This window comes from Streptomyces sp. NPDC090025, from assembly GCF_044748125.1.
Lineage (GTDB): Bacteria > Actinomycetota > Actinomycetes > Streptomycetales > Streptomycetaceae > Streptomyces.
The window spans coordinates 120,101-137,920 of the sequence record NZ_JBIVFL010000004.1; the positions used below are offsets into that span (position 1 = coordinate 120,101).

General features: G+C 72.7%; 15 protein-coding genes. 1 reads left to right on the plus strand and 14 read right to left on the minus strand.

Features of this window, described 5'->3' with window-relative positions; genetic code table 11:
• The first annotated feature begins 214 nt into the window (after nt 1-214).
• Entirely contained in the window at nt 215-733 is a 519-nt protein-coding gene (locus ACIPXM_RS13075; protein ID WP_401654917.1) for a hypothetical protein, read from the plus strand.
• Between the two features lie 94 nt (nt 734-827).
• On the opposite strand, the gene ACIPXM_RS13080 is transcribed toward ACIPXM_RS13075, so the two are convergent.
• The 14 genes from ACIPXM_RS13080 to pyrR form a co-directional block, all read right to left on the minus strand.
• On the minus strand, nt 828-2,990 hold the full coding sequence (locus tag ACIPXM_RS13080) for a primosomal protein N' (RefSeq protein ID WP_401654918.1): 2,163 nt from the start codon (nt 2,988-2,990) through the stop codon (nt 828-830).
• A gap of 111 nt (nt 2,991-3,101) precedes the next feature.
• Nucleotides 3,102-4,310 carry a methionine adenosyltransferase gene (metK, locus tag ACIPXM_RS13085; protein ID WP_401654919.1) on the minus strand — a complete coding sequence of 403 codons (1,209 nt, stop codon included), beginning with the start codon at nt 4,308-4,310 and terminating at the stop codon, nt 3,102-3,104.
• A gap of 266 nt (nt 4,311-4,576) precedes the next feature.
• Nucleotides 4,577-5,923 (minus strand): bifunctional phosphopantothenoylcysteine decarboxylase/phosphopantothenate--cysteine ligase CoaBC, encoded by a 1,347-nt coding sequence (coaBC, locus tag ACIPXM_RS13090; protein WP_401654920.1) that lies wholly within the window; start codon nt 5,921-5,923, stop codon nt 4,577-4,579.
• A gap of 7 nt (nt 5,924-5,930) precedes the next feature.
• A complete protein-coding gene (gene rpoZ / locus ACIPXM_RS13095) occupies nt 5,931-6,203 on the minus strand; it encodes a DNA-directed RNA polymerase subunit omega (RefSeq protein WP_030810584.1) in 273 nt (90 codons plus the stop codon).
• Between the two features lie 58 nt (nt 6,204-6,261).
• Nucleotides 6,262-6,825 carry a guanylate kinase gene (gene gmk / locus ACIPXM_RS13100; protein ID WP_401654921.1) on the minus strand — a complete coding sequence of 188 codons (564 nt, stop codon included), beginning with the start codon at nt 6,823-6,825 and terminating at the stop codon, nt 6,262-6,264.
• 61 nt (nt 6,826-6,886) lie between these two features.
• Nucleotides 6,887-7,210, minus strand: a complete 324-nt coding sequence (locus tag ACIPXM_RS13105; RefSeq protein ID WP_401654923.1) for an integration host factor — start codon at nt 7,208-7,210, stop codon at nt 6,887-6,889.
• A 323-nt stretch (nt 7,211-7,533) separates the two neighbouring features.
• Nucleotides 7,534-8,349: an orotidine-5'-phosphate decarboxylase gene (pyrF, locus tag ACIPXM_RS13110; RefSeq protein ID WP_401655206.1), complete on the minus strand. Its 816-nt coding sequence runs from the start codon at nt 8,347-8,349 to the stop codon at nt 7,534-7,536.
• Between the two features lie 119 nt (nt 8,350-8,468).
• Nucleotides 8,469-9,590 carry a quinone-dependent dihydroorotate dehydrogenase gene (locus tag ACIPXM_RS13115; protein ID WP_401654924.1) on the minus strand — a complete coding sequence of 374 codons (1,122 nt, stop codon included), beginning with the start codon at nt 9,588-9,590 and terminating at the stop codon, nt 8,469-8,471.
• Between the two features lie 54 nt (nt 9,591-9,644).
• Nucleotides 9,645-12,953, minus strand: coding sequence for a carbamoyl-phosphate synthase large subunit (gene carB, locus ACIPXM_RS13120; RefSeq protein ID WP_401654925.1), 3,309 nt, complete (start codon nt 12,951-12,953; stop codon nt 9,645-9,647).
• The gene (gene carA / locus ACIPXM_RS13125; RefSeq protein ID WP_401654926.1) at nt 12,946-14,088 is read right to left on the minus strand and encodes a glutamine-hydrolyzing carbamoyl-phosphate synthase small subunit; all 1,143 of its coding nucleotides are present in this window, start codon (nt 14,086-14,088) and stop codon (nt 12,946-12,948) included. The genes carB and carA overlap by 8 nt, the downstream gene beginning before the upstream one ends.
• Nucleotides 14,085-14,660 carry a hypothetical protein gene (locus ACIPXM_RS13130; RefSeq protein ID WP_401654927.1) on the minus strand — a complete coding sequence of 192 codons (576 nt, stop codon included), beginning with the start codon at nt 14,658-14,660 and terminating at the stop codon, nt 14,085-14,087. Before ACIPXM_RS13130 ends, carA begins: the two co-directional genes overlap by 4 nt.
• Nucleotides 14,657-15,952, minus strand: coding sequence for a dihydroorotase (locus tag ACIPXM_RS13135; protein WP_401654928.1), 1,296 nt, complete (start codon nt 15,950-15,952; stop codon nt 14,657-14,659). The genes ACIPXM_RS13130 and ACIPXM_RS13135 overlap by 4 nt, the downstream gene beginning before the upstream one ends.
• 5 nt (nt 15,953-15,957) lie before the next feature.
• Nucleotides 15,958-16,938, minus strand: a complete 981-nt coding sequence (locus tag ACIPXM_RS13140) for an aspartate carbamoyltransferase catalytic subunit (RefSeq protein WP_401654929.1) — start codon at nt 16,936-16,938, stop codon at nt 15,958-15,960.
• A gap of 132 nt (nt 16,939-17,070) precedes the next feature.
• A complete protein-coding gene (gene pyrR, locus ACIPXM_RS13145; protein ID WP_401654930.1) occupies nt 17,071-17,646 on the minus strand; it encodes a bifunctional pyr operon transcriptional regulator/uracil phosphoribosyltransferase PyrR in 576 nt (191 codons plus the stop codon).
• Between the last annotated feature and the right edge of the window lie 174 nt (nt 17,647-17,820).

Below are 17,820 nucleotides of genomic sequence, written 5' to 3' on the forward strand. Positions count from 1 at the left end.
CGACACACCCCCTGGGCCGGGCACCGCACGCCCCCGGTCGGCCCTCGGCCGCCCTCGGGGGCGTACGCGCGGGCGAGCGCCCCGCGCATATGCGGATACGCCCCCGCAGCGTGACCCAACCCCCGGTGGCGCGTTGGTCAAGAGAGATTGACCGAATCGGGTCGCCCCTCCTCCGCGACCCGCCCCTTTTCACGCCGGTTCGAGAGGCTCATCCATGGCCGACCACGCAACCCACGACGCCCAGGCCCGGGCAAGTCTGCACCTGCTCGTGCGGGACATCGAGCGGGTCCGGCGGCAGGTTGACGCATTGCGCACGCTCACGGCCCAGCTGGGCAACGTCTACCGCCCGCGCCGCTCCGCCCCTTCGACGGGCTTCGTCGTCTACGGACGCGCCCCCGCCCCCACCGTCCGGCTCGCCCAGGAGCTCCGCGACAGCGTGGAGACGCTGGTGACGGCGGCGGTGGACTTCGACCGCTCGCTCGGGTTCTCGTGGGACGCGGTGGGCTCCGCGCTCGGCGTCACCAAGCAGGCGGTGCACCGCCGGTACGGCTCGCGCCGCGCCCCGCAGCCGGGCGTCGCCCTGGAGCCGGAGCGCGCCCCTGAGCCGTCCGTGACCCGGACGATGCCGGTGGTGCCCCCGGCCCGCACGATGCCGCCGCAGCCCACCTCGGGCAGCCAGACGCTCCGTGAGGAACAGCGCCCGCCGGCCTTCCCGGCCCCGCGCAACGGCTGACGCGCCGCGAGTCGTCACCCTGGGCCGCCCGCGCTGTGTCAGGCGCGGGCGGCTCCGTCGTACCCCGGCCCGGTGACCGGCGTACGGCGGCCGCTCAGCCGATGTCCGGCGGGTCGACCCGGACCCGCACCGGCTCGCCGCCGCCGCGCGCGAGGCGGGACGCCTGGGCCCGCTTGAGGGCGGTGGCCAGGGCGGCGCCGCTGCCCGGCGGGACCCGGATCAGGGCCCGGTCCCACTGCTCGCCGGGCGGGGTGTCGCCGGGTCGGCGCGGGCCGCCCGGCCGGGTCACCGGGAGCGGCACGGGCCCCAGGATCTCGGCGTCCGGCGGCAGTTCGGCGGCCCGCAGGAAGCCGGTGAGGGCGTCCGGCGGCCCGGCCACGGCGGCCATCCGGGAGACCGGCGGGAAGCCCAGCTCGGCCCGCTCGGCCAGCTCCCGCTGGGCGTGCCCGACCGGGTCCCAGCGGACCAGGGCCTGCACCGGGCGCAGCGTCGGCTCGGCGACCACCACCACGGTGCCGCCCTCGCCCTGGCCGCGGACCAGGGCGGCGGCGTCGATCCAGCGGCGCAGCGCCTCCTCACCGGCCCGCAGGTCGGGGCGGCCGAGCATGGCCCAGCCGTCGAGCAGCAGGGCCGCCGCGTAGCCGCCGTCGGCGACGGGTTCGGCGCCGGGGGTGCTGACCACCAGGGCGGGGCGGTCGGGCACCCGGTCCAGGACGTGGTCGCGGCCCGAGGTGCGTACCGGCACGGCGGGGAACGCCCGGCCCAGCTCCTCCGCGGTCCGCCGGGCGCCGACGACCTGGGCGCGCAGCCGGTCGGAGCCGCAGGCCACGCAATGCCAGTCGGGCGCGCCCCGGCCGCACCAGCCGCAGTGCAGCTCGCGCTGCTCGGGAGCTTCGAGGGGGCCCGCGCAGTGGCGGCAGCGGGCGGGGGTGCGGCAGCGTTCGCAGGCGAGCCGGGGGACGTAGCCGCGGCGCGGGACCTGGACGAGCACCGGCCCGGTCTTCAGGCCCTCGCGGACCGCCTGCCAGGCGAGCGTGGGCAGCCGGGCGGCGCGGGCCGCCTCGTCGCGGGCGAGGTCGGTGTCGCCGACGGTCCGCACCAGCGGGGCGGCGATCCTGACCTGGTCGCGGCCGGGCAGCAGCGGCCTGGCCCAGCCGGACTCGACGAGCTGGGCGGCCTCGACGGTGCAGCTGGTGGCGCCGAGCAGGAAGGCGCAGTGGTCGTGGGCGGCGCGCAGCAGCAGCACGTCACGGGAGTGCGGCTGGGGGGCGTGCGGTTCGCTGTGGCTGGTGTCGCCGTCGTCCCAGATGACGGCGAGGCCGAGGTCGCGGACGGGCGCGAACATGGCGGCCCGGGTGCCGACGACGGCCCGGACGGAGCCGCGCCGCACCGCGAGCCATTGCGCGTACCGCTTCTCGGGCCCGGCCTCGGCGGTCAGCAGGGCATGCCGGCCTTCGCCGAGCAGGGCGGTGAGGGCGGCGTCGACCCGGCCCGCGGCCCGGCCGTCGGGGACGACGACGAGCGCGCCCCGGCCGGAGGCGAGGGTGGCGGCGACGGCGCGGGCGATCTCGTCGGCCCAGTGGGGTCCGGGCAGCGCGTTCCACACCGCGCGCGGTGAGCCGCCCCGGGCCAGCGACCGCAGGAACGCCTCGCCCTGCTCGTACCGTGTCCAACTGCCCGGCTCGGGTGCGGGCGGCGACGGCAGCGGTTCGGGTGAGGGCCGCGACTCGGCCTTGGCGTTGCGCGGCGGCACGGCGAGCTGGAGGACGTCGGCGAGGCTGCCGGCGTAGCGGTCGGCGACGGCGCGGGCGAGGCCGAGCAGCTCGGGTCCGAGCACCGGCTCGGGCGACACGACGTCGGCGAGCGCGGCCAGCGGCCCCGAGTAGTCGGACTCGGCCCGGCGCTCCACCAGGAACCCGTCGATCAGCCGCCCGCCCTCGCGCCGCCCGCCCCGCACCTGATGCGCCCCGGCCCCGAACCGCACCCGCACCCGCACCCCGGGCCGCGCGTCGGCGTCGAGCTCCTCGGGCACGGCGTAGTCGAAGAACTGGTCGAGGTGCAGCACTCCCTTGTTCACCACGACCCGGGCGACCGGCAGCTCCTTGGCCAACGCGGCCCCCCGCCACGTCCGCGGCTTGGCCCGGGGCACCTTGGCCTGCCGCACGGTCTCCCGGATGAGCGCGAGCTGCTCGGGCTCCCCCACCCCCGCACGCCCCGCACCGGCCTCGTCCCCACCGGTCTCGTCCTCGCTGCTCACAGCCCCATACCTACCAGACACCACCGACAACGCCACGCCCACGCGAAAGGGCCCGGCAGCCCCCTCAGGGGTTGCCGGGCCCTTCCTTGTGCCTCAGCAGGGGCTACGGGCTCAGACGCCCGCCGCCGCCTTCAGCGCGTCCACCCGGTCGGTGCGCTCCCAGGTGAAGTCCGGCAGCTCGCGGCCGAAGTGGCCGTAGGCGGCGGTCTGGGAGTAGATCGGGCGGAGCAGGTCGAGGTCGCGGATGATCGCGGCCGGGCGGAGGTCGAAGACCTCGGCGATGGCGGCCTCGATCTTCTCGGTCTCGACGGTGTTCGTGCCGAAGGTCTCGACGAAGAGACCGACGGGCTCGGCCTTGCCGATGGCGTAGGCGACCTGGACCTCGCAGCGCGAGGCGAGGCCCGCGGCGACGACGTTCTTCGCGACCCAGCGCATGGCGTACGCGGCGGAGCGGTCGACCTTCGACGGGTCCTTGCCGGAGAAGGCGCCGCCACCGTGGCGGGCCATGCCGCCGTAGGTGTCGATGATGATCTTCCGGCCGGTGAGGCCCGCGTCGCCCATCGGGCCGCCGATCTCGAACCGCCCGGTCGGGTTGACCAGCAGGCGGTAGCCGTCGGTGTCGAGCTTGATGCCGTCCTCGACGAGCTGCTTCAGGACGTGCTCGACGACGAACTCGCGGATGTCGGGCGCGAGCAGCGACTCCAGGTCGATGTCCGAGGCGTGCTGCGAGGAGACGACCACGGTGTCGAGGCGGACGGCCTTGTCGCCGTCGTACTCGATGGTGACCTGGGTCTTGCCGTCGGGGCGCAGGTACGGGATGGTCCCGTTCTTGCGGACCTCGGTCAGACGGCGGGACAGCCGGTGCGCGATGTGGATCGGGAGCGGCATGAGCTCGGGGGTCTCGTCCGACGCGTAGCCGAACATCAGGCCCTGGTCGCCCGCGCCCTGCTTGTCCAGCTCGTCCTCGTCGCCCTCGACCCGGGCCTCGTACGCGCTGTCGACACCCTGCGCGATGTCCGGGGACTGCGACCCGATGGACACCGACACGCCGCAGGAGGCGCCGTCGAAGCCCTTCTTCGAGGAGTCGTACCCGATCTCGAGGATCTTGTTGCGGACGAGGGTGGGGATGTCCGCCCACGCCTTGGTGGTGACCTCACCGGCGACGTGCACGAGGCCGGTGGTGATCAGCGTCTCGACGGCGACGCGGGAGGTGGGGTCCTCCCGGAGCAGCGCGTCGAGAATGGTGTCGCTGATCTGGTCAGCGATCTTGTCGGGGTGACCCTCGGTGACGGACTCCGAGGTGAACAGACGACGGGACACAACGCTCCCTGGGGTTGCAGCGGCTGCTGGCTACTCATTAGCGGACCGGCAGGGGGCTGCGCCCCGCGACGTTCCGAGGACAGTCTATCGGGCCCGGTCGTCCGAGCGGGCAGGGATCCGTCCAGACGATCGAGTGATCTCCCGGGGCGCCATCCTGACGCCACCCTCCGGACACCCCGCCGGGTTGTTCGGCGGGGGTACGAGGCGATGGGTGTACGAGAGGACCGTGTACGAGGGGACCGTGTACGAGGGGCTCGGGCGGGCGGTCAGCGCGCGCGGGGCGCGAGCCGGGGCACGACCAGGTCCCAGACCGTCTCCGCGAGCGCCTCCTTGGGGCCGTACGGGACCGGGGTCTCGGCTCCGTCGGCGGCCAGGACCACGGCCTCGTTCTCCTCCGCGCCGAAGGTCTTGCGCTCCCCCACCTCGTTGACGACGAGCAGGTCGCAGCCCTTGCGGCGGAGCTTGGCGCGCCCGTTGGCGAGCACGTCGTCGGTCTCGGCGGCGAAGCCGACCACGACCTGGCCGGGCAGCGCGCGGTCGGCGGCGAGCTCGGCGAGGATGTCGGGGTTGCGGACCAGCTCGACGGTGGGCGCGCCGCCGTCGTCGGTCTTCTTGATCTTGCCGGGGGCGTACGCGGCCGGGCGGAAGTCGGCGACGGCCGCGGCCATCACCACCGCGTCCGCGTCCGCCGCCGCCTTGAGGACGGCCTCGCGCAGCTGGACGGCGGTGCCGACCCGGACGATGTCGACCCCGGCCGGGTCGGGCAGGCCGGTGTTGGCCTCGACCAGCGTGACCCGGGCGCCGCGCGCGGCGGCGGCCCTGGCGAGGGCGTAGCCCTGCTTGCCGGAGGAGCGGTTGCCGAGGTAGCGGACCGGGTCGAGCGGCTCGCGGGTGCCGCCCGCGCTGACCACCACATGGCGGCCGGCGAGGTCGGGCGCGGTGCCGGGGGCGGTGACGCCGCGGGCGAGGACCCGGCGGCAGACCTCGAAGATCTCGCCCGGGTCGGGCAGCCGCCCCTTGCCGGTGTCGACGCCGGTGAGGCGGCCGACGGCGGGCTCGATGACGACGGCGCCGCGGCGGCGCAGCGTGGCCACGTTCTCCTGGGTCGCCGGGTGCTCCCACATCTCGGTGTGCATGGCGGGCGCGAAGACCACCGGGCAGCGGGCGGTGAGCAGGGTGTTGGTGAGGAGGTCGTCGGCGAGGCCGTGGGCGGCCTTGGCCAGCAGGTCGGCGGTGGCGGGGGCGACGACGACGAGGTCGGCGCCCTGGCCGATGCGGACGTGCGGGACCTCGTGGACGGATTCCCACACCTCGGTGGAGACCGGGTGGCCGGAGAGCGCGGACCAGGTGGCGGCGCCGACGAAGTGCAGCGCGGCGTCGGTGGGGACCACGCGCACGTCGTGGCCCGACTCGGTGAGCCGGCGCAGCAGCTCGCACGCCTTGTAGGCGGCGATGCCGCCGCTCACGCCGAGGACGACCCTGGGCTTGGTCGGCTGGACGTCGGTCACGGCGGTCACTCCCCGCACTCGGCTGCGTACGTCTCCTGACGCGTACGACTCCATGAGACACCACGGGCCCGGCGGATGTTCCGCCGGGCCCTGGTGAACAGGCATCGCGTGCTTACTGGACCGGGCCCTCGATGGCCTCGGAGGTCAGCAGGCCCGCGTTGATCTCGCGCAGCGCGATCGAGAGGGGCTTCTCGTGGACGTGGGTGTCGACGAGCGGACCGACGTACTCGAGCAGGCCCTCGCCCAGCTGCGAGTAGTACGCGTTGATCTGGCGCGCGCGCTTGGCCGCGTAGATCACGAGGCTGTACTTGGAATCCGTCGCCTCGAGCAGCTCGTCGATCGGCGGGTTGATGATGCCCTCGGGCGCGGTGATGGAAGAGGACACGCTCTACCTTCCGAAACTGGAATATCCGAAGAAGGAATATCCCCAGATGGATAAAAGATCAGACAACGTTCATCAACGTTAGCAGCTCACGGGCGACGTCCTCGACCGAGGTGTTGACGAGCGTGGTGTCGAACTCCGACTCCGCGGCCAGTTCGACCTTCGCGGCGGCCAGTCGGCGCTCGATGACCTCGGGCGACTCGGTGCCGCGGCCGGTGAGGCGGCGGACCAGTTCGTCCCAGCTCGGCGGGGCCAGGAAGACCAGCTGGGCCTCGGCCATGGACTCCTTGACCTGGCGCGCGCCCTGGAGGTCGATCTCCAGGAGCACCGGCTCGCCCGCTTCCAGGCGGTCGTGGACCGCGCGGCGCGGGGTCCCGTAGCGGTTGCCCGCGAACTCGGCCCACTCCAGGAGTTCACCGTTGGCGACCAGCTTGTCGAATTCGTCGTCCGTGACGAAGAAGTACTGGACGCCGTGCTGCTCGCCGGGACGGGGCTTTCGTGTCGTGGCCGACACCGAGAGCCAGACCTCGGGGTGGACCTTGCGCATATGAGCGACGACCGTGCTCTTGCCCACCCCGGAGGGGCCGGAGAGCACGGTCAGCCGCGGACGTACCTCTGCTGCCATGCAGCGATTATTCCAGCAATACCGGTGTGCCCGGGACGCGCGGCCCCGGAGCGGTGGGCCGTCAGGCGCCGGTGCTGCCGAACTCGCGCTCCAGGGAGGCGATCTGGTTGGAGCCGAGGCCGCGGACCCGGCGGGTCTCGGAGATGCCCAGTCGCTCCATGATCTGCTTGGCGCGGACCTTGCCCACGCCCGGCAGGGACTCGAGCAGCGCGGAGACCTTCATCTTGCCGATGACGTCGTTCTCCTGGCCCTGCTTGATGACCTCCTGGAGGGAGGCGCCGGAGTGCTTGAGTCGATTCTTGACCTCGGCCCGCTCCCGGCGAGCCGCGGCGGCCTTTTCGAGCGCGGCTGCGCGCTGTTCAGGGGTAAGGGGCGGAAGAGCCACGCCTACGTCACCTCGGATGTCGAACTGGTCGGATACGGACCGGTGGGAAGCGCACGCTCCACACCAGTGGAGGGACGCCCGACGCGAGTACGCCGAACGCCGACTCTGCCCCGGAGACTAGCGGCCAAGGCCGCCGGAGTCAGCGAGAACAGACGAAAAGTCCTGGTCAGCATCGACCGACCAGGACATTCGCGACATAACGACGCCGTTTTGGGTCAAGTTTTGTCAAGGAGTGAGACGGCGAGGACACGCCGCGCGACCTGCGGATTGGTGGAACCAGGTGAAATCGGCCCGCCCGGCCGCTCCGGACGCCGCCCGGCGGGTCAACCGCCGACGGCCTCGCGGATCTCGTTCGCATAACGTTCCGCGGCCGAGCGCAGCGCGGCGGCGTCGGGACCGGCCTTCAGGACCCCGCGGCTGACGTTCGGGACCACGTTGCGCACCGCGTCGCCGAAGACCCGGGGGAGGTCGGCGGGGGTGGCGCCCTGGGCGCCGATGCCGGGGGCGAGCAGCGGCCCGTTGATGTCCAGGTCGAACGCGGACAGATCACCGAGGGTGGCGCCGACCACCGCGCCGAAGGAGCCCATCGGGTCGGCGCCCGCGTTCTCCTCGGCCAGGTGGTTCAGCATGGTGGCGCCGATCGTCCGGCCGTCCTCGGTCCGTACCGCGCGCTGCACCTCGGCGCCCTCCGGGTTGGAGGTCAGGGCCAGCACGAAGAGCCCGGTGCCGGTCGACCTGGCCAGGTCGACGGCGGGCTCCAGGGAGCCGTAGCCGAGGTACGGGGAGACGGTGAGCGCGTCGGAGAACAGCGGGGCGTCCTTGCGCAGGAACGCCTCCGCGTAGGCCGCCATGGTGGAGCCGATGTCGCCGCGCTTGGCGTCCATCACCACCAGACCGCCGGCCGCCCGCAGGTCGGCGGTCGCGCGCTCCAGGACGGCGACACCGCGCGAGCCGAAGCGCTCGAAGAAGGCGGCCTGCGGCTTGAACACCGCGACCGTCCCCGCCAGCGCCTCGACGACCGTGTACGTGAAGCGCTCCAGGCCCTGGATGTCGTCGGCCAGGCCCCAGGAGGCCAGCAGCGAGGCGTGCGGGTCGACGCCGACGCAGAGCGGGCCGCGGGCGTCCATGGCGGCGCGCAGCCGGACGCCGAACGGCGCGAGGCCGGTCTCCGGGGCCGGGGCCCAGGTCTGCGCGGCGGCCGGGGCGGCCGGGGCGGTCGGGGTGGCCGGGGTGGCCGGGGTGGGGTGCGGGTCCTGGGTCACTGGGCGGCCTTTCCGGCGTCGGTGCGGTGGGCGGCGCCGACGGCCTCGGCGAGGGTGGCGTACGGGGAGGCCGCGAGGCGCGCGGCCAGGCCCTTGTTGATGGCGCGGGCGTAGAACGGGCCCTCGTAGATGAAGGCGCTGTAGCCCTGGACGAGCGTGGCGCCCGCCAGGATGCGCTGCCAGGCGTCCTCGGCGGTCTCGATGCCGCCGACGCCGACGAGGGTGATCCGGTCGCCCACGCGCGCGTACAGGCGGTGCAGCACCGCGAGGGAGCGCTCCTTGACGGGCGCGCCGGACAGGCCGCCGGTCTCCTTGATCAGCGCCGGGTCGGAGCGCAGCCCGAGGCCCTCGCGGGCGATGGTGGTGTTGGTGGCGATGATGCCGTCCAGGCCGAGTTCGACGGCGAGGTCGGCGACGGCGTCGACGTCCTGGTCGGCGAGGTCGGGGGCGATCTTGACCAGGAGCGGCACCCGGCGGCCGGTGACGGTGCGGTCGGCAGCCTCGCGGACGGCGCTGAGCAGCGGGCGCAGCGACTCGGTGGCCTGGAGGTTGCGCAGGCCGGGGGTGTTCGGCGAGGAGACGTTGACGACCAGGTAGTCGGCGTGGGCGGCGAGCCGCTCGGTGGACTTCACGTAGTCGGCGGCGGCGTCGGCCTCGGCCACGACCTTGGTCTTGCCGATGTTGACGCCGACGACGGTGCGGAAGACCTCGCGGCGGGCGGCGAGGCGGGCGGCGACGGCGGCCGAGCCCTCGTTGTTGAAGCCCATCCGGTTGATCAGGGCGCGGTCCGGGATGAGCCGGAACAGCCGCTTCTTGGGGTTGCCGGGCTGGGCCTCGCCGGTGACGGTGCCGATCTCGATGTGGTCGAAGCCGAGCATGGCCATGCCGTCGACGGCGATGGCGTTCTTGTCGAAGCCGGCGGCGAGACCGAACGGGCCGTGCATCCGCAGGCCGAGGGCCTCGGTGCGCAGCGCCGCGTGGCGGGGCGCGAGGACGGCCGCGACGAAGGTGCGCAGGACGGGGACGCGGGCGGCCAGTCGGATCCAGCGGAAGGCGAGGTAGTGGGCCTTCTCGGGGTCCATGCGCTTGAAGACCAGGTTGAAGAAGAACTTGTACATGTGTGTCCTCGTGAAAGAGGGGGACACCGTTTCCGGTGTCCCCCTCGTGGGCTGCTAGTCGCGGGCCGCGGTCAGGTGTTCCGCGTGTTCCTGGAGCGACCGGACGCCGACGTCTCCGCGTCCGAGTGCCTCGATGCCCTGGACCGCCGCCGCGAGCGCCTGGACCGTGGTCAGGCAGGGGACGGAGCGGGCGACCGCCGCCGTGCGGATCTCGTAGCCGTCGAGGCGGCCACCGGTGCCGTACGGGGTGTTGACGATCAGGTCGACCTGGCCGTCGTGGATGAGCTGGACGACGGTCTTCTCGCCGTTAGGGCCCTCGCCCTCGGACTGCTTGCGCACGATGGTGGCGTTGATGCCGTTGCGCTTGAGCACCTCGGCGGTGCCGGAGGTGGCGAGCAGTTCGAAGCCGTGGGCGACCAGCTCACGGGCCGGGAAGATCATCGAGCGCTTGTCCCGGTTGGCGACCGAGATGAACGCGCGGCCCTTGGTGGGCAGCGGGCCGTAGGCGCCCGCCTGCGACTTGGCGTACGCCGTGCCGAAGACGGAGTCGATGCCCATGACCTCGCCGGTGGAGCGCATCTCCGGGCCGAGGACGGTGTCCACGCCGCGGCCGTGGATGTCGCGGAAGCGGCTCCACGGCATCACGGCCTCCTTGACGGAGATCGGGGCGTCCATCGGCAGCGTGCCGCCGTCGCCGACGGCCGGCAGCAGGCCCTCGGCGCGCAGCTCGGCGATGGTGGCGCCGAGCGAGATGCGGGCGGCGGCCTTGGCGAGCGGCACCGCGGTCGCCTTCGAGGTGAAGGGGACGGTGCGGGAGGCGCGCGGGTTGGCTTCGAGGACGTAGAGGATGTCCCCGGCCATGGCGAACTGGATGTTGATCAGGCCGCGCACGCCGACGCCCTTGGCGATGGCCTCGGTGGAGGCGCGCAGCCGCTTGATGTCGTAGCCGCCGAGGGTGATCGGGGGCAGCGCGCAGGCGGAGTCGCCGGAGTGGATGCCGGCTTCCTCGATGTGCTCCATGACGCCGCCGAGGTAGAGCTCCTCGCCGTCGTAGAGGGCGTCGACGTCGATCTCGATGGCGTCGTCGAGGAAGCGGTCGACCAGGACCGGCCGGGTGGGGCTGATCTCGGTGGACTCGGCGATGTACGACTCGAGGCGGGTCTCGTCGTACACGATCTCCATGCCGCGGCCGCCGAGCACGTACGAGGGGCGCACCAGGACCGGGTAGCCGATCTCGTCGGCGATGGCCTTGGCCTCGGCGAAGGTGGTGGCGGTGCCGTGCTTGGGGGCGGGCAGTCCGGCCTCGGCGAGGACGCGGCCGAAGGCGCCGCGGTCCTCGGCGGCGTGGATGGCCTCCGGCGGGGTGCCGACGACCGGGACGCCGTTGTCCTTGAGCGCCTGGGCGAGGCCCAGCGGGGTCTGGCCGCCGAGCTGGACGACGACTCCGGCGATCGGTCCCGCGAGCGACTCGGCGTGCACGATCTCCAGGACGTCCTCGAGCGTCAGCGGCTCGAAGTACAGGCGGTCGGAGGTGTCGTAGTCCGTGGAGACGGTCTCCGGGTTGCAGTTGACCATCACGGTCTCGTAGCCCGCGTCGCTGAGCGCGAAGGAGGCGTGGACGCAGGAGTAGTCGAACTCGATGCCCTGGCCGATGCGGTTCGGGCCGGAGCCCAGGATGATCACCGCGGGCTTGGTGCGCGGCGCGACCTCGGTCTCCTCGTCGTACGAGGAGTAGAAGTACGGGGTCTTGGCGGCGAACTCGGCGGCGCAGGTGTCGACGGTCTTGTAGACCGGGCGGACACCGAGGGCGTGCCGGACCTCGCGGACGACGTCCTCGCGCAGGCCGCGGATGTCGGCGATCTGGGCGTCGGAGAAGCCGTGCCGCTTGGCCTCGGCGAGCAGCTCGGGGTCGAGCTTCTCGGCGGCGGCGAGCTCGTCGGCGATCTCCTTGATGAGGAAGAGCTGGTCGACGAACCAGGGGTCGATCTTGGTGGCGTCGAAGACCTCCCGCGGGGTGGCGCCCGCGCGGATGGCCTGCATGACGGAGTTGATCCGGCCGTCGGTGGGGCGGACCGCCTCGGCGAGCAGCTCGGTCTTGTCGCCGGGCTCGCCGGTGAAGGCGAACTGCGAGCCCTTCTTCTCCAGGGAGCGCAGGGCCTTCTGGAGCGCCTCGGTGAAGTTGCGGCCGATGGCCATGGCCTCGCCGACCGACTTCATGGTGGTGGTCAGCGTGGAGTCGGCGGACGGGAACTTCTCGAACGCGAACCGGGGGGCCTTGACGACGACGTAGTCGAGGGTCGGCTCGAAGGAGGCCGGGGTCTTCTCGGTGATGTCGTTGGGGATCTCGTCGAGGGTGTAGCCGACGGCGAGCTTGGCGGCGATCTTGGCGATCGGGAAGCCGGTGGCCTTGGAGGCGAGCGCCGAGGAGCGGGAGACGCGCGGGTTCATCTCGATGACGATGATCCGGCCGTCGTCCGGGTCGATCGCGAACTGGATGTTGCAGCCGCCGGTGTCGACGCCGACCTCACGGATGATCGCGATGCCGATGTCACGCAGCCGCTGGTACTCACGGTCGGTGAGGGTCATCGCGGGGGCGACGGTGATGGAGTCGCCGGTGTGGACGCCCATCGGGTCGAAGTTCTCGATGGAGCAGACGACCACGACGTTGTCGGCCTTGTCGCGCATCAGCTCCAGCTCGTACTCCTTCCAGCCGAGGATGGACTCCTCCAGGAGCACCTCGGTGGTCGGGGAGAGCGTGAGGCCCTGGCCGGCGATGCGGCGCAGCTCCTCCTCGTCGTGGGCGAAGCCGGAGCCGGCGCCGCCCATGGTGAAGGAGGGGCGGACGACGACGGGGTAGCCGCCGAGGGTGTCGACGCCCTTGAGGACGTCGTCCATCGAGTGGCAGATGACCGAGCGGGCGGACTCGCCGTAACCGATCTTGGCCTTGACGGCCTCGACGACACCCTTGAAGAGGTCGCGGTCCTCGCCCTTGTTGATGGCCTCGACGTTGGCGCCGATGAGCTCGACGCCGTACTTCTCCAGGACGCCCTGCTCGTGCATGGAGATCGCGGTGTTGAGCGCGGTCTGGCCGCCGAGGGTGGGCAGCAGCGCGTCCGGGCGCTCCTTGGCGATGATCTTCTCGACGAACTCGGGGGTGATCGGCTCGACGTAGGTGGCGTCGGCGATCTCCGGGTCGGTCATGATCGTGGCCGGGTTGGAGTTGACCAGGATGACCCGCAGGCCCTCGGCCTTGAGGATGCGGCACGCCTGGGTGCCGGAGTAGTCGAACTCGGCTGCCTGGCCGATGACGATCGGGCCGGAGCCGATGACCAGGACGGACTGGATATCGGTGCGCTTAGGCACGCTCGGCCTCCATCAGGGTGACGAAACGGTCGAAGAGGTACGCGGCGTCGTGCGGGCCCGCGGCCGCCTCGGGGTGGTACTGGACGGAGAAGGCCGGCTGGTCGAGCAGCCGCAGACCCTCCACGACGTTGTCGTTCAGGCACACGTGGGAGACCTCGGCGCGCCCGAACGGGGTGTCGGAGACCTGGTCGAGCGGCGCGTCGACGGCGAAGCCGTGGTTGTGCGCGGTGACCTCGACCTTGCCGGTGGTGCGGTCCTGGACCGGCTGGTTGATGCCGCGGTGGCCGTACTTCAGCTTGTAGGTGCCGAAGCCGAGGGCGCGGCCGAGGATCTGGTTGCCGAAGCAGATACCGAACAGCGGGGTCCTGCGCTCCAGGACGGCGCTCATGACGGCGACCGGGTGGTCGGCGGTGGCCGGGTCGCCGGGGCCGTTGGAGAAGAACACGCCGTCCGGGTTGACCGCGTACACGTCCTCGACGGTGGCGGTGGCGGGCAGCACGTGCACCTCGATGCCGCGCTCGGCCATCCGGTGCGGGGTCATGCCCTTGATGCCGAGGTCGACGGCGGCGACGGTGAAGCGCTTCTCGCCGATCGCGGGGACGACGTACGTCTCCTTGGTGGCGACCTCCGCGGACAGGTCGGCGCCCGTCATCTGCGGGGCCTCCTGGACGCGGGCGAGCAGCGCCGCGTCGTCGGCGACGGTGGCGCCGGAGAAGATGCCGACGCGCATGGCGCCGCGCTCGCGCAGGTGGCGGGTGAGGGCGCGGGTGTCGATGCCGGAGATCCCGACGACGCCCTGGCGCTCCAGCTCCTCGTCGAGGGTGCGCTGGGCGCGCCAGTTGGAGGAGACCCGGGCGGGGTCGCGGACGACGTACCCGGCGACCCAGATGCGGCCGGACTCGGGGTCCTCGTCGTTGACGCCGGTGTTGCCGACGTGCGGGGCGGTCATGACGACGACCTGCCGGTGGTACGACGGGTCGGTCAGGGTCTCCTGGTAGCCGGTCATGCCGGTGGAGAACACGGCCTCGCCGAAGGTCTCCCCCACGGCCCCGTAGGCACGGCCGCGGAAGATGCGGCCGTCCTCCAGGACGAGTACGGCGGGAGCCTTGGCGGCTCCCCTGGTGGAGGTCGTCATCGTGCGGTGCCTTCCGTCGTGCGTACGTGGTTCAGGTGGTTCAGGGTCTCGACCCAGGCGGCGTGCTCGGCGGCCCGGTCGGCCCGGAAGCCGGAGTCGAGCAGGGTGTCGCCGTGCTGCCAGGTGATGACGAGCAAGCCGCCCTCGGTGAGGACCTTGCCCGCGATGCCCTTGTCGAGGCGGGCCTCGCGGACGGCCTCGGCGGGGATCAGGAAGTCCTGCGCCCCGGGCCGTACGACGCCGATCCCGGCGTCGGTGAGGGTGAGCTCGGCGCGGCTGCGGGTGCCCAGGCCGTGGGCGACGATCCGGTCGAGCCACTGCCCGGCGGTGGTGGAGCCGTGGTAGCGGCCGCTCAGCGTCAGCTTCGCGGTCCCGGGGTCTTCCGGCACCTCGGGCAGCGGCGGCAGGGCGGACTGGAGGCTGCCGCGCCACTTCCATCCCTGGCGCATCAGCCAGTAGACGAGGGCGACGAAGAGCAGCAGTCCGGCGACCCAGCCGATGCGGCCGGCCCAGTCGGTGACCTCCGCGGACTTCGGTTCGGCCGCGGCGGCCAGGTGGAGGAGAGGTGTCACGCCAGATTCCCGTCGACGAGCGTTGCCCGGCCGCGCAGGAACGTGTGGGTGACGCGTCCCGGCAGCTCACGGCCCCGGTACGGGGTGTTGCGGCTGCGGGAGGCGAAGGCGGCGGGGTCCACCACACCACGGTAAGCCGGATCGACCAGCGTCAGGTTGGCGGGCTCACCAGCCGAGACGGGGCGGCCGTGGCCGGTGGCGCGGCCGATCCGGGCCGGGGCGAGCGACATCCGGTCGGCGACGCCGGCCCAGTCGAGCAGCCCGGTCTCCACCATCGTCTGCTGGACCACGGACAGCGCGGTCTCCAGGCCGACCATGCCCATGGCGGCGGCGGCCCACTCGCAGTCCTTGTCCTCGTGCGGGTGCGGGGCGTGGTCGGTGGCCACGATGTCGATGGTGCCGTCGGCGAGGGCCTCGCGCAGCGCCATGACGTCCCGCTCGGTGCGCAGCGGCGGGTTGACCTTGTAGACCGGGTCGTACGAGCGGACCAGCTCGTCCGTCAGGAGGAGGTGGTGCGGGGTGACCTCGGCGGTGACGTCGATGCCGCGGGACTTGGCCCAGCGGACGATCTCGACGGATCCGGCGGTGGAGAGGTGGCAGATGTGCACCCGGGAGCCGACGTGCTCGGCGAGCAGCACGTCGCGGGCGATGATCGACTCCTCGGCGACGGCGGGCCAGCCGCCGAGGCCGAGCTCGGCGGAGACGACGCCCTCGTTCATCTGGGCGCCCTCGGTGAGCCGGGGCTCCTGGGCGTGCTGGGCGACGACGCCGCCGAACGCCTTCACGTACTCCAGGGCGCGGCGCATGATCACGGCGTCGTCGACGCACTTGCCGTCGTCGGAGAAGACGGTCACCCCGGCGGCGGAGTCGTGCATGGCGCCGAGCTCGGCGAGCTTCTTGCCCTCCAGGCCGACGGTGACGGCGCCGATCGGCTGCACGTCGCAGTAGCCGGCCTCCTTGCCGAGCCGGTAGACCTGCTCGACGACACCGGCGGAGTCGGCGACCGGGAAGGTGTTGGCCATGGCGAAGACGGCGGTGTAGCCGCCGGAGGCGGCGGCGCGGGTGCCGGTGAGGACGGTCTCGGAGTCCTCGCGGCCGGGCTCGCGCAGGTGGGTGTGCAGGTCGACGAGGCCGGGCAGCAGGATCTGGCCGTCGGCCTCGATCACCCGCGCGCCCTCGACGGCCTCGGCGGTCAGGCCGGTGCCGACGGCGGCGATGGTCTCGCCGTCGATGAGGACGTCCTGCGGCTCGCCGCCGAGCACCTTCGCACCACGGATCAGGATCTTGCTCATGGTTCTTACTTCTCCTCGGTACGGGCGGTGGCGGGGGCGGCGGACTCGTTGCCGCCGAGCAGCAGGTAGAGGACGGCCATCCGGATGGAGACGCCGTTGGCGACCTGCTCGACGACCGTGCAGCGGTCGGAGTCGGCGACCTCGGCGGTGATCTCCATGCCGCGGACCATCGGGCCGGGGTGCATGACGATGGCGTGCTCGGGCATCTTCGCCATCCGGTCGCCGTCGAGCCCGTAGCGGCGCGAGTACTCGCGCTCGGTCGGGAAGAAGGCGGCGTTCATCCGCTCGCGCTGCACCCGCAGCATCATCACGGCGTCGGACTTCGGCAGCACCGCGTCGAGGTCGTAGGAGACCTCGCAGGGCCAGTTCTCGACGCCGACCGGGACCAGGGTGGGCGGGGCCACCAGGGTGACCTCGGCGCCGAGGGTGTGCAGCAGGTCGACGTTGGAGCGGGCGACCCTGCTGTGCAGCACGTCGCCGACCAGGGTGACCTTGCGGCCGTCCAGGCCCTTGCCGAGCCCGGCGTCCCGGCCGACCAGGCGGCGGCGCATGGTGAAGGCGTCGAGCAGCGCCTGGGTGGGGTGCTGGTGGGTGCCGTCGCCCGCGTTGATGACGGGGGCGTCGATCCAGCCGGAGGTGGCGAGCCGGTAGGGGGCGCCGGAGGCGCTGTGCCGGATGACGACGGCGTCGACGCCCATCGCCTCCAGGGTCTGGGCGGTGTCCTTCAGGGACTCGCCCTTGGAGACGCTGGAGCCCTTCGCCGCGAAGTTGATCACATCGGCGGACAGCCGCTTCTCGGCCGCCTCGAAGGAGATCCGGGTACGGGTGGAGTCCTCGAAGAACAGGTTGCAGATGGTCCGGCCGCGCAGGGTCGGAAGCTTCTTGATGGGCCGGTCGGCGACCCGGGCCATCTCCTCGGCGGTGTCGAGGAGGAGAACGGCGTCGTCGCGGGTGAGGTCGGCGGCCGAGATGAGGTGGCGCATCATCGGGGTGTGACTCCGTGGTGGGAGGGAGCGGGCATACGGGTGCCCAGGGGGGTGCCCCGGAACCCGTCGGAGGGCCGGTCCGGCCCGGTGGGGCCGGGCGCGCCCGGGCGGTGGCAGGGCCTTGCGGCGTGCCTAGGCGTCGGGCTTGCCGCCGAGCAGCACGGTGTCGCGACCGTCCTCCTCGGCGAGCTGGACCTTGACCGTCTCGCGCAGCGACGTGGGGATGTTCTTGCCGACGTAGTCGGCGCGGATGGGCAGCTCGCGGTGGCCGCGGTCGACGAGGACGGCGAGCTGCACGGCGCGCGGGCGGCCGATGTCACCGAGGGCGTCGAGGGCGGCGCGGATGGTGCGCCCGGAGAACAGGACGTCGTCGACCAGGACGACGAGGCGGCCGTCGATGCCGTCACCGGGGATCTCGGTGCGGCCGATGGCGCGGGCGGGCTTCAGCCGCAGGTCGTCCCGGTACATGGTGATGTCGAGCGAGCCGACCGGGATCTTGCCGCCGGTGATGTCCTCGAGCTTCTCGGCGAGCCTGCGGGCGAGGTAGACACCGCGGGTCGGGATGCCGAGGAGGACCACGTCGTCGGCGCCCTTGGCGCGCTCGACGATCTCGTGGGCGATGCGGGTCAGGACCCGCGCGATGTCGGGGGCCTCGAGGACGGGCCGGGCGTCATCGCCGTGGTGCTGCTGGTGCTGCTGGTTGTCCATGAAAAGGACCTCCTTCTCCGCCTCACGGGACGGCTCTTAAAGGACGTCGGAACTGCGCCGTCCACCCTACCAGGGGCGACGGGCGCCGCTGGTCACGACCCTCGCGGCGGCCCGGACGGCGTCCCCCGGAGGGGGGCGGTATGGACCATTCGGCTTGACGGGAGAGTGTCACGC